2 protein-coding genes are annotated in these 16,758 nt (G+C 42.7%); both read right to left on the bottom strand.

Annotated elements, in window-relative coordinates; translation table 11 throughout:
* Positions 1 to 31: 31 nt before the first annotated feature.
* A complete protein-coding gene (locus tag F6K52_RS08530; RefSeq protein WP_293076369.1) occupies positions 32 to 12,337 on the bottom strand; it encodes a non-ribosomal peptide synthetase in 12,306 nt (4,101 codons plus the stop codon).
* Positions 12,334 to 16,758: amino acid adenylation domain-containing protein (locus F6K52_RS08525; RefSeq protein WP_293076367.1), on the bottom strand; the 4,425-nt coding region annotated here is incomplete at its 5' end. The genes F6K52_RS08525 and F6K52_RS08530, both read right to left, overlap by 4 nt.

Here is a 16,758-nt window from a genome sequence, read left to right as displayed (position 1 = left end):
ATTGCCCCACAACACCGCCTTAAAAATAAGCCTACGGACGACCCATAGGGTTAGCTGTTTGTGCTTTTTCTAAGGAGGATTTTAACTTTTCGGCTAGAGCACCAATGTATGGCTCTGTCATAATTGTCAGATGGTCTCCTGGAACAGGATGAAGTTCTACTTCTCCAGCAGAAAACGCACTCCATCCCCACATTGGATCGTTTTTTCTATTGTCGTAAAGCAGCCTATAAATATCCACACTAGGAGCAAGTTCTATCGGCACTTCGTCACTAGCTCGAAAGAGAGTAATCTGAGTTGGACAAACCTCCTGTGGAACGTAGCAAGAAGCCTTTTGACTTGCTCTCGCCACTTTAATCAGACCGCGAATTTGCTTAACTCCAGTTTCAGGAGGGAAAATATTGACCTTCTGAAATTGCTCGTTAACATAATTTAATTGCTCATCAAAAGTCAGCTGTTGGAGAAACTCGTATGATACATCAATGTTTTTTCCAAACATACGACCAAATATGCCACCAATGCTGGTCAACATTTTTGCACTATTCCAATCTGTATCTAGCTTATGGCTGCCAGGCTTTGGTCGATCCTTATCTGGTGCATGCATATCTAGAATAGCTAATAGAGCTACTTCATTTCCGTGCTTTTGTAATTGCTGGGCGACTTCAAAAGCCACTAATGCACCAAAGGAATGCCCCCCTAAAAAGTAAGGACCTTCCGGTTGAATGGACTTTATTAATCCAATGTAGTGGGCCGCCATATCCTCGACTCGCGTAAAAGGTTCTGATTCTCCATCAAGACCAACAGCTTGCAAAGCATAGAACGGTTGCTCTTGACCTAAATAGCGCGACAAATGATAAAAGTACAGAACATTACCCCCTCCTCCGGCTATGCAGAAGAAGGGAGGCTGATAACCAGAAGTTTGAATGGGTACTAGCGGAGACCAAGAAATATGGTCTGATTCCTCCCGGAGAACTGTTGCTAGTTTCTCAATGGTCTGACCTTGAAATAAAGTTGCTAAAGATAAATTTCTTTGAAATTGCTCTTCAATTTGAGCCATCAAGCGAATGGCAACAATAGAATCGCCCCCAAGGTCGAAAAAGTTACTTTGGACTCCCACTGGGAAAACATTAAGAACCTCTGACCAAATTTGGGTGAGCTTTAGTTCTACAAGATCCCGAGGAGCCACAAAGGTTTCTTCCTCCAGATCGTGGAGATTCTCAGGCACAGGGAGAGCCCGACGGTCAATTTTACCATTCGCAGATAACGGTAGAGCATCGAGTAACATCAACTTGCTTGGGAGCATATAGTCGGGCAAGTGTAATTGTAGATGCTTGCGCAACTGAGAAATCGGATCAGAACCACCAGATGATTTGGCAGGAGAGACTGAAGAGGTTAGCCACTGTTGAGCTTGGGCTGGCTCGATTTTTCCACCAACAAAGCTATACAGTAACATTTGATGGGAGTCTAGCTTAAACAAATCGCCGATCTGTTGGAAATCTAAATTCCCGATCGGACACAAACCAATACCAAACTCAGGAGCCGCAGTCATCAACAATTGCCCAATATGGCCTGCCTCCAGCAAGCAAAATCTTTCTGCTAATTCCCCATACATGGGAGCGATCGCATCAAGTTTGGCAATCAAAAACAATGAAAAAGCAGCTTGTTCAACAAGTGACTGATTGCCGCCGTAAATGTTATCTCCTTCAGCATTAGTTAGAGTACTGAGAAAAACTAAGCGGTGTTGTCGAGGACAATAATAATAAATCCCTGCTTCAACTCCAGTTAAACGCTCAGACTTTATCATCAGATAACTCTGAACTGGATAAAGATTCCCTGCTGAAGGATAAAGATATTTCGGCAGCGGTTTATCCGCTAAACTTAACTGACGCAAGCAGCTTAAAAACTGGCTAAACTCTGGCAACTCCAATGGTTGCTGTTGAAACTGTCGATAACTTTGTCGCTGGAAATAAGCTTGGGTTAGGGCTTCCTCATCAATATCCAAAGGCAAATCTATACCCTTATTCGTTGAGTCCAGGTTCCTTAGACCAGGTTGCTTGAGCTTAAACTCAATTCGTTCAACTGGGTCACTGATTATCCCCTCTTTTTCACTAGGATAATAAGCTTCTGGCAACTTTGGTTGCGTTTCTGAGGGCACAATATAAGCTACAATTTTCTTCCTGTCTCTTGAGTCGGCGATCGCATTCACCACAGCCTTATTCACTAAGGAATTCCGCATTAGTGTTGCTTCAATTTCTCCCAACTCAATTCGATAACCATTAATTTTTACCTGAAAATCTTCCCGGCCAAGGAACTCAATATTTCCATCAGGTAGATAGCGTCCTAAATCTCCCGTTTTGTATAATCGCTCCTGGGTCAGAGGATGACGAATAAAGTGCTTGGCTGTTTTTTCGTCATCTTTCCAGTAGCCTTGTGCCAATCCCAGCCCACCGATATAAATCTGTCCTGGAACCCACACCGGAGCAGGTTCCATCCATTGATTCAGGACATGCATCGTTTGATTACCAAGGGGTTTCCCATAAGGAATACTCCGCGAGTTAGGGTCAACTTCTCCTATCGGATAATAAATCGACCAAATTGAAGCTTCTGTTGCTCCACCTAAGCTCACTACTTCTATACCTGTCCAGATCGCTTTGATTTGCTGCGGTAAATTCAACGGTATCCAGTCACCCGATAACAAAGCAAGTCGTAGTGGATGATGCTGTGGTGTGGATTGGGCTGACGTGTACTCTACTAACATCTGCATCAGTGCAGGCACTGAGTTCCAAACCGTGACATGGTGCCCATTGATTAACGAGAGCCAATGTGCGGGATCTTTAGCTTTTGCTGCAGTTGGTATAACAATTGTGCCTCCTGCTGCTAAGGTGCCAAAAATGTCATACACGGACAGGTCGAAATTTAAAGCAGAAACTGCGAGAACTCGGTCATCAGCCGTAACACCAAAGCGCTGATTAATGTCGATAATTGTATTAACCGCTCCTTGATGGTCAATCATCACACCCTTAGGGATGCCCGTCGAACCAGAGGTATAGATGATATAAGCTAAATCCCCAGGCTGGTGCAATCTTTCTAAGGTTCTCTGGACTCCTATGTGAGGGTTATACTCAACATATACACACTCAATTTCTTCTGGCCACGAAAGACTTTGGTACAGTGCCTCTTGAGTGACAACCAACTGGATTTGTGCTTGTGTTAAAAGCGACCACTGACGTTGTTGTGGCAACCCTGGATCGATCGGTACATAGGTGCAACCAGCCATCAATACTCCCAGCACGGCAACAATCTGTTCCCATCCCTTGTTCATAACTACAGCGATGTGAGTGCCTGTAGTTGCTCCTAGTGACCGCAACTGGTGTCCTAGCTTGACAGCATGTTGGTATAACTGTTCGTAAGTTAGGCATAATTCTGGTGCGATCGCAGCAAGTGATGCTCCTCTTTGTTTCACCTGTTGCACAAACAAACTATCCAATGTCTGCTCAGAAGTTACGGTCTTAAGTTGATTAACCTGGTTGAGTTGTTGTATACTCTCTAGCTGCTGTGGTGGAAGCAGAGTCGGATATTTTTCCATCCAGATTTTCTCATCAGTAGCTAATTGCTGAAGATAATTGCAATAGCTACTGAACATATCGTCTAGCAGGTTAGCAGGGAATAGTTCTTCGATAGCATCCCAGTTGAATAATAAAGCTCCTTCTTCTTCTCTGACTTGATGGTCAAGCCAAACTTGTGGAGTTTGAGTAATGGAATAGACTATTTCCCCCAACTGGTTAACCAACCAATCTTGTTGAGCCATGTCACTGAAATCTAGAGTGCTAGTAAAGACAACCCCCATAGCTTGATAAGTGCCTCGTTGACGTCGTAGCTCTCGCTGCACTTCCACACCACTGACATAGCGATGGTCTAAATCCTCCCACAATCTTGCCTGTAGGCGTTGGGCACGTTCAACAAAGGTGGCTACTATAGAGTTGTCAACTTCTAGCAGTGTCAGGGATGTGAAATCACCAACAATCTGGTTGACTTGAGGATGTAAAGGTAGACGATTAAAAAGTGTAAGATTGATGGTAAAGTTAGGGGTTTTACTCCAATAAGCTAAGACATCGCTAAAGGCTGCTAGTAAGATTCCAGAACCCGTCAAATTAATTGCACGAGCTTTGCTTTTCAATTTTTGCCACTGTTGAGCAGTCAGCTTTGCACTAAATCGTTTGAACTGAGGCTGTTTAAGAGCCGCTGGCTGTTGTACAAAGGGGAGTTCTGGTGCTGAAGGAAGTGTGGCAATTCGATCCCACCAATAGTTTTGAGACTGTTGGTAATGCGGTGTGTCTTTAAGCTGGAGTTCTGCAAGAATATAATCGCGAAATGAAATCTCTACCTTAGGAAGCTCTGTCTGTGGGTTATAGTACATTTCCAACCATTGTTGCCCCACAATCATTAGACTCCAGGCGTCTGCAATTAAGGCATCAAAACTTAAGTGCAAACGATAACAATTTGTATCTAACTGAGTTGCACAAAACTTAAATAAAGGCCATGATTCGGCAGCAGAAATTTCGTGAGACATCTGCTGTCGAATCGTTTCTAAATGAGCATTAATGCTATTTTCTGAATGCCGACGCAAATCGAACACTTCAATCTGGTAATCCGGAACGTCACGTAAGATTTGCTGCTGTCCATCCGGCTGTACTACCACTCTCAGCATCTCATGGTGCTTGATAATCTTCTGCCAAGATTGGCTGAGTCTTTCTATATCTATACTTGGACAATCAAGTTCGACGTAAAGATGACTAGATATATTTCCGAGTTCAAAAGTATCATCTCGCCCTAACCAATAAGCTTGTTGTATTTCTGTGAGTGGGAAGGGTTGGTGAAGCTCAGATGGTGCAGCAATAGCTGTTGGCAGGTCTAAATTTGAAGCTTTGAGCTGGGATGGTTCTCCTTGAGTTAATTGACTTATAATTCGATCGAGTTGGGCTACAGTTGGAGATTCAAATAATGTCCGAAGAGGTAGTTCCACTGCAAAGACTTGCCGTAGACGGGTAATCAATTGGGTGGCGATTAGTGAGTGGCCACCTAGTTCAAAAAAGTTATCATTTAATCCGACTGCTGGGACTTTCAACACTGCTGCGAAGATGTCGGAGATGGTTTTCTCGGTGACAGTCCGAGGAGGAACATATTCTTTTGAGTAAATTAGTTGTGCTTCTACTGCTGGGAGTGCTTTCAGGTCTATTTTGCCGTTCGGTGTTAACGGTAGGGTGTCTAAAGTTACAAATGCAGAAGGTATCATGTAATCTGGTAGCTTAGTTTTCAGGAAACTCCGCAGATCGGAGGAGATCGCATCTTCTTTTTTAACGATGTAAGCTACGAGGCGCTTATCCTCTGGGTTGTCTTCTCTGACAATAACCACTGCTTCGCGTACTTCTGGGTTGTGAGCTAGGGTTGCTTGGATTTCTCCGAGTTCAATGCGGAAACCTCGGATTTTTACCTGGTTGTCGATACGACCCATAAATTCGATGTTGCCATCGGGGAGATAGCGGGATAAATCGCCGGTTTTGTAAATAGATGCGCCCGCCATCTCATTCTTAAATGGATTGGGCAGAAACCGCTCGGCAGTTTTGTCTGGATCGTCATACCCCTTTGCCAAACATTCTCCGCTAATATATAGAAATCCAGTAACTCCAATGGGGCAAGGATTGAAGTAGGAATCGAGGATATAATACTGGGCGTTCTGAATCGGTTTGCCGTAGGGAATACTTGCCCAGGTAGGATCGACTGTTTCAATTGGATAATAATTCGACCAAATTGTTGCTTCGGTTGCACCGCCTAAACCGATAACTCTAACTCCTGAGAACACCTCTTTTAGCTTATCGGGTAAGGTGACTGGAATCCAATCGCCACTTAAAAATACCAGTCGCAGGTAGGTGTTAACTGGGGGTGTAGTTGGAAAAAATGGAACCAGTTGTTGGAGGGTTGCTGGAGCTGAATCCCAAAAAGTAATAGAATCCTGTTTCAGGATGCGAAGCAGTTCTTGGGGATTTTGTAATTGCGACTCCGATGCCATATAAATCGAACCGCCGGTTGCTAGCAAACCAAAGATATCATAAACGGATAAATCGAAACATAAAGAAGTCACAAATAAAACCCGATCGCTTGCTTTTACCTGGAAGGTTTTGTTAACCCAATCAATTAAATTGACAACAGAACGATGGCAGACGATGACTCCTTTGGGTACGCCGGTGGAACCCGAAGTGTAGATGATATAAGCTGTATTGTTCGGATTGGCAACTACCCCAAGATTCTCGGCAGAATGATGATTCAGATGCCATTGAGTCCATAAATGCTTCTGAGGTTCAACAAAGTGTTTTTTCGCCTTGCCTAATGCTCGCTCTTTCTCAAGAATCACATCGTAGCGATAACCGAGTTCGTTTTCAAATCCTCGCTCTCGTTTGAGAACTGAAATTTCTGCTATTTCGGAATATCGAGCCGCTAAGTCTCTGAAAAAATCTTCATCCAGATACAGTTCGCTATCGAGATTTGTTTTGGTCTCGATATCCGATTTTTGACCGAATTTCATTTTGAAAGCTCTCAAGGACTCCTGGAACTCTTCTTTTCGGCGAGCATCCATGATGTCTGCTAATAAAATAGCTCCTGATGGTGCTAAGATAGCCAGACATTGTTCTATAACCTGCTGCAAATAAAGAATTCCTGGAAAAAACTGCACGGTACTGGCTAAAATAATCAAATCGAAGGGACTCTCTTCAATAGAGTCGATTTCATCAGCAAAACCAGTCAAGAGCTTCAGAGAAGTTAGCTGTTTCTGGGTTTTAATTTCTCGATTGCGCTCTTGGGTTATTTCTGAGGGATCTATGCCGACGTAAAGTTCTACGGTAGAAGCGATCGCAAACATAATTTCTCCAGAACCACAACCTATTTCCAGCACTCGTTTTCCTTTGCCCAAATATGGTTTTGCTAGGTCGATTATATGGTTTTGATACTCGTCAACTTCAGCCTGAGAAAAAGGCTGACCAGTATAACTGCTAATAAACCCGCTTCTGGTAACGCGATTGTTTGCTTGCCGTGCCACCCAATCCCATAGTTCCTGTGTGGCATTGCGATCTATAGTTTCCGGTACTGGTACTGGTGTATTTACATCTAGGCAAATCACGTGGTTCAATTGCGGATGTTTCCATTGCTGCTGGAGAACTGTCGGTAAATATTTTTGCTCGGTAACAAGATAGCCTACCTCTTGGCACGAGAGAATCCTTTCCACGCGGGCGAGAGGCCATTTCGGCTCCAGGGGAATATAAACACCACCTGCTTTTATTACTCCCATGACTGCTACCACCATATTAGGAGAGCGATCTAAATAAATGCCTGCGGTAACTTCGGGTCCAACTCCCAAGTCTTGCAAATGTCGCGCTAGTTGGTTTGCTTTCCCATTCAACTCCCCATAAGTTAGTTGTTCTTCCTCAAAAACCACTGCCACTGCATCTGGGGTTTTCTCCACCTGCTGTTCAAACAATTGATGGATACATTTATCTGTTGGATATTCCCTTGCAGTATCATTCCATTCAATTAACAATTGATGGCGTTCTGCTTCACTCAGTAAGGGAACTTCGTCAACTGTAAGTTGAGGATTAGCTACGATCTCTGACAACAAGTTCTCGAAATGATTAGCCATACGTTTGATGGTTGAATCATCAAACAAGTCTGTGTTGTACCCCCACGAGGCTACCAATCCTTCTTGAGTTTGAGTCATTGATAGAGTGAGATCGAACTTAGCAATAGTATATTCGTATTCTAGTTCGCTTATAGTTATCCCTGGTAATGTTAACTCGCCCATGGGAGCATTTTGCAATACAAACACCACCTGAAATAAGGGTGAATAACTTAAAGAACGTTGTGGTTGTAAGGCTTCCACTACTTGTTCAAAAGGAATATCCTGATATTCATAAGCCTTCAGCGTAGTTGTTTTAACTTGTTCGAGCAGAGTCTCAAAACTAGGGTCGTCTTCAAAACGAGTTCTTAACACTAAGGTATTCGCGAAGAAACCAATTAAAGATTCAATTTCAAGGTAATTTCGATTGGCAATAATTGAGCCAACTAAAATATCTGATTGACCGCTGTAACGATATAGTAAAGTTGAAAACGCTGCCTGCAAGGTCATAAATAACGTAGTTCCCAACTGGCGAGAAAGAATTTGCAGCTTGTCAGTTAAATCAGGATTTATACAAAAACGTTGGGTTTTACCTCGGTAAGTCTGTACAGAAGGACGCGGGCGATCGGTTGGTAAGTCAAGTAGTTCTGGTGCCCCATTTAACGCCTGTTTCCAGTAATCAATATAAGCTTCTCGTACCTGACCATTTATCCATTCTCTTTGCCACACTGAAAAGTCAGCATACTGAATTTCTAATTCTGACAAGGGAGATGGTTCGCCCCCATTAAAAGCTTGGTACAAGCTTGATAGTTCTTCGATCAATACTCCTATTGACCATAAGTCGGAGATAATGTGATGCATCGTTAATAATAATGCATACTCTTTCTCCTCTAAGCACAGTAAACTACATCTAATTAGGGGGGCACTCTCTAAATTAAACGGCGCGATCGCTTCTTGTTGTACATATTGGTATAAAGCAGATTCTCTTTCTTTTGCCTCTAGTTGCTGTAGATCGACTAAGTTTATTTTGATAGTGGTTTCTGGTTCAATAACTTGCCAAGGTCTACCGTCAACAGTCCTAAAACTGGTCTGTAATATCTCGTGACGATGCACTATTTCTGATAAGGCTTGCTCAAAAGCTTTGAGATTTAAATCCCCACTAATCCGAACTGCTCCTGGTATATTATAAGTTGGGCTTGTTCCCTCTAATTGAGCCAGGAACCACAGCCTCTCTTGAGACCAAGAAAGAGGTAATTCTCCCTTCTTATTTCTTGGTTTGATTGGAGGCGGAGTGAATTGACCTCCATCTCTTCTTAACTGTATTATTTTTCCATCTAATTGCTTTACAGTTGGTGATTCAAAGATCGCCCGGAGAGGAATTTCTATTTCAAAGCTTTGTCTAAGTCGGGAGATTAACTGGGTTGCTAATAGGGAATGTCCTCCCAATTCAAAGAAGTTATCATATATTCCTACATTTACTCGTCCAAGAACTGAAGTGAAAACATTAGCTATTATTTCTTGATTTGGCGTGCTTGGTGCTATGTATTCCTCTTCTAGACTCAAGTCAACATTAACTGCTAGTAATGCTTTGCGGTCTATTTTACCGTTGGGAGTTAACGGTAAAGTCTCTAAAGTCATAAAAGCAGAAGGTACCATGTATTCTGGTAGCTTTTGTTTCAGAAACTCACGCAGTTGGTTAGTCTTTAGTAATTCATCGTCACTAACGATATAGGCTATCAAGCGTTTATTCCCAAGTGGATCTTCCTGTGTAATCACTACACTTTCTTTAATTTGGGAGTGGCTATTAAGAATGGATTCGATTTCCCCAAGTTCGATTCGGAATCCTCTTACTTTGACTTGATTATCAATGCGACCGATAAATTCTATATTACCGTCACTCAAGTAGCGGGCTAAGTCACCTGTTTTGTAAAGGCATTCCGATCTGCTATTAGAAAATGGATTTGGGATAAATTTTTCTGAAGTTAGTTCTGGACGATTAAAATATCCTCTGGCTAAACCCTCACCTCCAATATACAATTCTCCAGCTATACCAACAGGGACTGGCTGTAGATGTGAGTCTAGAATATAAATTTGGGTGTTAGCTATTGGTCCACCGATAGACAGAGGAACATATCCATTTTTCGCTGCTGTAGTGCTAGCGGGTACCTGGTAAATTGCAGACCATATAGTTGTCTCTGTTGGACCATACAGATTCCATAATTCGCTACCAGTTTCTATAATTCGATTGGCTAGTTGAGCTGTTAATGCTTCACCACCACATAACACTTTTAGGGGATAATCGGAAGACCAACCAGCAGTTAAGAGCATTTGCCAAGTAACTGGTGTTGCCTGCATAACAGTAATCTTGGACTTTAATAATTCAGATAATAGGCTATCTGCATTAGTGCTAATTTCACGAGAAGTGACAACAACTTTTGCTCCTACTGTTAAAGGCAGATAGATCTCAAGGGCTGCAATATCAAAGGCAATAGTAGTAACTGCACAGACAGTATCTTCCTGGTCTAAACCTGGAAAATCACTCATAGAAGTCAAAAAATTAACCACATTCTTATGGCAAATTTGAACGCCCTTGGGAACACCTGTAGAACCAGAGGTGTAAATAACATAAGCTAAATTACTTGAATTTACTTCAATCTCAAGGTTCTCCTGAGTATTTTGCATTTGCCAATTGGCACGATCGATGTCAACTACCAGGGCAGTCTGTACGGGTAATAACTCAACCATAGATTCTTGAGTTAACAAAACCTTAACTCCTGAATCAGCCAGCATATAACTTAACCGTTCTAAGGGATGATTCGGATCGAGTGGCACATATGCACCACCCGCCTTGAGGATTCCCAACAGTCCTACTACCATTTCTACTGAACGTTCTACACAAATACCCACTAGTACCTCTCGTCCCACTCCCAGACTTTGCAGGTAATGTGCTAGTTGATTGGCCTTTTGATTTAATTGTTGGTAAGTTAATTGCTCGTTTTCAAAGACCACCGCTAGTGCGTCTGGTGTTTTCTCTACTTGTTCTTCAAACAATTGATGAATACATCGATCTGTTGGATATTCCCTTGCAGTATCATTCCATTCAATTAACAATTGATGGCGTTCTCTCTCACTAAGCAAAGGCAGTTTATCTATACGTTCTTGGGGAGCTTCCACGACCGCTGCTAACAGGGTCTGGAAATGTTCCGTCATCCTAGTAATTGTTTGTTCTTCAAATAAGTCAGTATTATATTCCCAGGTTCCTATCAGCCCAGATTCTGTCTGTTCCATTGATAAGGACAATTCAAACTTGGATGTCCCTGGATGTATCTGTGGCAAGGGTTTGATAGTGACGCCAGATAACTCTAAAGGCTTCACTGGAGCATCTTGGTACAGATACATCACCTGAACTAGAGGTGCGTAACTCAAAGAACGCTCTGGTTGCAGGGCTTCTACCACCTGTTCAAAAGGGACATCTTGATGGGCATATGCTGACAACGTTACTTGACGGACCTGCCTGAGCAACTGCTCAAAACTTAAATTACCTTGCAGGTTCATCCTTAAGGGTAGAGTATTAGCGAAAAAGCCAATCAGGGATTCTACTTCTGAATAGTTGCGGTTAGCAATTAGCGAACCAATCACCATATCATTCTGAGCACTGTAGCGAAACAGAAACACAGCAAACACTGCGAACGTTGTCATAAAAAGGGTGGTTTCCGAATGCTGGCTAAGTTCTTGAAGTTGCTTAGTCAAGTGTTGGCCAACAGCAAAGGTTTGAATGTTACCCTCGTAAGTCTGTATTGGTGGCCTTGATTTATCGATCGGCAACTGCAACAAGGCAGGAGCATTAGCTAATTGCTGTTTCCAGTATTCCAGTTGCTTGTGTTGTAATTCCGCTGATAACCATTGTCTTTGCCAAGAAGCAAAGTCAGCATACTGGATAGATACCTCGGATAAAGGGGAGGGTTTGCCCTGACTGTAAGCCTCATACAGTACTGATAATTCTTCAACTAATATTCCACCTGACCAAACATCAGTAACAATGTGATGCATGGTAACCAGCATGATAAAGTCCTGCTGTGATACTTGTAGCAGACTCACTCGCAGGAGCAAATCTTCGGACAGGTTAAAGGGGGTTTGTCCTTGTATCTGGGCATACTGTTTTATTTCTGTTTTCTGTTGTGTTTTTGGTAAATGCTTCAAATCTACAACTGATATTTCCAAAGCAGTATCGGAAACAATGACCTGCATCGGTATGCCATTGACTGAGTGAAAGCGGGTTCGGAATACTTCATGGCGTCGAATAATTTCACAAAAGGCTTGCTGGAGGACTGGGATATTGAGATTCCCGCTTATTTCCATGGCTCCCTGCTGAATGTAAGGAGCTGTTGAACCCTCAAGTTGGTCTAAGAACCAGAGTCTTTCTTGAGAAAAAGAGAGGGGCAAGTTTTTGTCTCTGGGGACAACCGAAATAGCGGGTGGAATATTGCTATCTGTTTTTTGTCTAACTTGTTTCAAATACGCCAAAATTTCTGGTTTGCGTTCAGCTATCCGCCGCGAGAGTTCAGGTGTTAACACATCTTCAGGAGCTTGACAGCGTAATTTTTCTCCATCAGAGGAAACTTGAATATTAAGTTTACGCAGTTGAGAAAGGAACTTGACAATTGTTTGATTTTTCATAATTCTATCTCCTTTATATTTGTTGTTTCTGAATCTTGTATATCTTGATCCATCCAACTAATCACTTCAATGTGTTCAACCAAACCAGCAATTGTCGGTTCTTCAAAAAAGTCAGACAGTGGTAGATCGACTTGGTAAAGTTTTCGAATTCTAGAAGTTAACTGAGTCGCAAGTAATGAATTGCCACCAAGGTCAAAGAAATTATCATTAACACCAACTTGATTTACCTCTAAGTCTAATATTGTTGCCCAGATGCCAGCTAACTTCTCCTCAATAGGAGTACTGGGGGGCTGGAAACTTCTTTTTTGTACTGACACCTCAGGGGCCGGTAGAGCTTTACGGTTAACTTTCCCATTTGCAGTTAAAGGGAAGGCATCCATCAACACATAATCATTGGGCAGCATATACTGTGGCAATTTTCCTTGTAAATGCTCGTGTAGTTGTTGTGGAATAGATTTGTCTTCCTCTGAAGGTTTACCGAACACCTGTTTAGTTTGGACTGGGTCAATCTGGCCTCCAATAAAACTATATCCTGGTAGCTTTCCTTTTTCAACAGAGGGCTCACTGGGGACAATATAAGCGACTAAACGCTTGTGTTCGGACTCGCCAAGAACAACAACAATAGCCTCCTTGACAGTATAATTATCGCTTAATGCAGCCTCAACTTCACCCAATTCAACCCGATAGCCATTGATTTTAACTTGGAAATCTGAGCGCCCAAGAAATTCAATATTACCATCAGGCAAATATCGTCCCAAATCACCGGTTTTGTACAATCGTTCGTGAGTAACTGGGTGAGTAATAAAACTTGCGTTTGTCTTTTTCTCATCTAATAAATACCCAGAAGCTAAACCAACGCCTCCGATATAAAGATCTCCACATACCCAGACTGGAGTAGGCTGCATTAGATCGTTGAGGACAGAAACAGTTTGATTGGCAAGGGATTTACCGTAAGGAATGCTCTTAGTTACAGGGGAAATTTGTTCGATCGGATAATAAATTGACCAAATTGAGGCTTCAGTTGCACCACCTAAGCTAACAATTTGGATATCGCTCCACAAATCTTTAATTTGCTCTGGTAACGTTAGTGGTATCCAATCGCCACTGAGCAATGCTAATCGTAGGGGGCCATGGGACTGGTTGAGGTGCCCAGACAAGTACTCAACTAACATTTGCATTAGTGCGGGTACAGAGTTCCACAATGTAACTTGGTGTTTAACAATTAACTCGTACCAACGAGCAGGATCTTTAGCATCAATAGCAGATGGGATGACCACAGTTCCTCCAACAGCCAGGATACCAAAAATATCATATACCGATAGGTCAAAATTCAACGCGGATACAGCTAGTATTCGGTCATTAGCTGTAACATTGAATCGCTGGTTGATGTCGAGGATGGTGTTTACTACTGCTTGATGCTTAATGATCACCCCTTTGGGTAAACCTGTAGAGCCAGACGTATAAATTACATAGGCTAAATCTTCTGGATTATGTACGGGGACGAAGGATATTGAATCATTGGTTCTTGACTCGAAAGTATCTACAGACAAACACTCAATTCCCTCTGGTATTGCTAGTTGTTCTAACAGAGATTCTTGGGTCAGAACCACCTTCACTTCCCCTTGGGTCAGTAAAAATTCTCTTCGCTCCTGGGGGAGTTCGGGGTCAATAGGCACATAGGCCGCACCAGCCATCAAGATTGCCAAGACTGCAACAACTTGTTCCCATCCCTTGAACATTACTACAGCGACTAAGCTATTGCGCGAAACTCCCAGTTGTTGCAACCAATGCCCGATGTTACAGGCGCGTTGGTGTAAGTCTCCATAGGTTAAGCAGCGCTCTGGGGTAATCACTGCCAATTCTTGATAATTTTGTTCCACCTGCTGCAGAAACAGACCGTGTAAGGTTTGTTGGGCAACAGGTAGATTCATCTGGTTAAGTTTTGCAAGCTGTTGGAGTTGGGCTTTTGGTAACAGTTGAGGATAGAAGTCCATCCAAGCAGATTCTGACGTTGCTAGGTGTTGCAGATAATCTGTGTAACTCTGGAACATATTATCAATAACACCTTCACAGAAAAGCTCTTCAACTATATCCCACTGAAATATTAATTCGCCTTGTTCTTCAAGCACTTGATGGTCTAGCCAGACTTGAGGGGTTTGGCTAATGCTATAGACCATTTTTCCTAGCTGATTAACCCACAATTGTTCTTCCGACTCGATACCAGCCCCCAGAACGCTGGTAAAGACAACCCCCATAGCTTGATAACTTCCATAGAGGCGACGTAATTCTCGCTGCACTTCCACACCACTGACATAACGGTGGTCTAAATCTTGCCACAGTTGTTTCTGTAGCTGTTGAGCACGCTTAATAAAAGGAGTCGGTTTTGAGTTGTCAACTTCTAGGAGCGTCAGGGATGTGAAATCTCCAACTACCTCATTAACTTGGGGATGTAAGGGTAGGCGATTAAACAGGGTCAGGTTAATGGTAAACTTAGAACTCTTGCTCCAACAAGTTAATATGTCAGCAAACGCAGCTAATAAAACAGTAGAATTAGTTATATTTGCCTGACTTGCCTTGTCTTTTAATCGCTGCCAATCAAGAACATTTAATCGCCCACTGCGACGTGTAAACTGCGGTTGCTCCAGAGCAACTATCTGCTTGGCAAAGGGTAATTCTGGTGCTGGCGGGAGAGTGGACAAGCGATCGAACCAGTAATCTCGAGAACGCTGATACTGTGGTGTAACATCCAGCCCTATTTTAGCCAGTACATAGTCGCGAAATGACAGTTCCAATGAAGGCAGCGAACTTTCTGGGTCTCGATACAGTTGCAGCCAATACTGCCCCAGTAGCATTAGGCTCCAGCTATCAGCAATTAAAGCGTCAAAACTCAGATGGAGGCGATAGTGCTTTTGATTGAAGTGAGTGGCCTGCAACTTGAACAATGGCCATTGCTCAGAGGGTAATATTTCGTGAGACATTTGCTCCCGAATTGCCTTGAGGTGGTCACTAACTGCTGGTTCTGACTGGTTTTGTAAATCAAAAACTTGTATTTGATAGGGTGGTACTTGTTGTTTAACTTGTTGTTGTCCGTCGGGTAACACTACGGCTCGCAGCATATCATAGTGGTCAACTAATTTCTGCCAAGCCTGGTTTAAGCGTTCTATATCTAAGTTTTCAGAATCGATCTCTATGTAAATATGGCTAGCAACATTACCTAAATCAAAGGCTTGATTGCGACCTAGCCAATAAGCTTGTTGAATATCAGTTAGGGGGAATGGTTCGTAGTGTTGTTCTGGTTCAGGTACAAGGGTTGGTAAACTAGCATCTGATTTTTGCCCTGGTAAGAGATTTTCTTTGATTATGGTTTGCCCCAGTTCACCAACTGTAGGTGCTTGAAACAGTATATGCAGAGAAACCTCTTGATTAAAGGTTTGCTGTATACGATAAACCACTTGCACTGCTAGCAGAGAATTTCCGCCCAGAGCAAAGAAATTGTCATGGATACTAGTAACAGGCACTTCTAGTACCTGCTGGAAAATTTCAACGAGTTGATGTTCTACTTGGTTGCGTGGTTTTGTTTGTTCAAAAAGACCAATACCTGTGCTCAGTCCAATCAGCTTTTCTCGAACAATTTCTCCAGTTTCAGTTAGAGGCATCTCGGCAAGTTGTGCCCACAGACAACGGCTGAGTCTACCAAAGCGATCGCGTACTTCCAAGGCTTCTAAATGACTCACTGGTAATTGTTCTACCTTGGAGGTGAAATAAGCCGTTAACTGCTGTCGGTTTTGAGGTTCTGAGGTAATAGTTAAACGTTCAATGTTGGGTTTACTCCCATCCAAACCCACAAACAAATGATGTTGACCACGAGACAACGCGGCTAATAAAGAGCACATCCCTTGTGCCTTATTAATCGAAAAGTAGCCTTTAGCATGGGTCAAGTCTTTCATTTGATAGCCCAGACTCATGCCGATTTCATCCCACATACTCCATGATAAGCAGTAGCTTTGCAGGCTAGTATAGGTCTGCTGGTAATCGCAAAAGGCTTCCATAAAACTAGATGCTGCCGCATAAGCACCTACAGTGGTACCGCCAAAGAAGCCATTGATGGACGAAAAATGAAGAAACAAACCTTGAGGATTATCTTCCAGCAGTAGTTTATGTAAGGCCCAAGTCCCAAGGAATTTGGGACGAAGAACGGCAGTGAGACTTTCTAGGGTTTGGGATACTAATAGTTGTTCGGTGAAAATTCCTGCTAGATGGATAATCCCATCAAGCTGGCCTCCCCATTTGGATAGAGTTGTTGTCAATATCTGCTGCAACTGAGCATAATCACAGATATCTACATCTTCATAAATGACTGACCCTGGTAGTTGCTGCAATTGTTGATAAGCTTGGATTTTACTTGCCAGTTCATTTCCACA

It is taken from the genome of Moorena sp. SIO3H5 (assembly GCF_010692395.1).
In the GTDB taxonomy this organism is placed as follows: domain Bacteria; phylum Cyanobacteriota; class Cyanobacteriia; order Cyanobacteriales; family Coleofasciculaceae; genus Moorena.
This window is presented reverse-complemented; position numbering and strand designations above follow the sequence as displayed.

Excerpts from the sequence above, each read along its gene's own strand:
- F6K52_RS08530 (WP_293076369.1), bottom strand. The coding sequence starts at position 12,337 with ATGAAAAATCAAACAATTGTCAAGTTCCTTTCTCAACTGCGTAAACTT.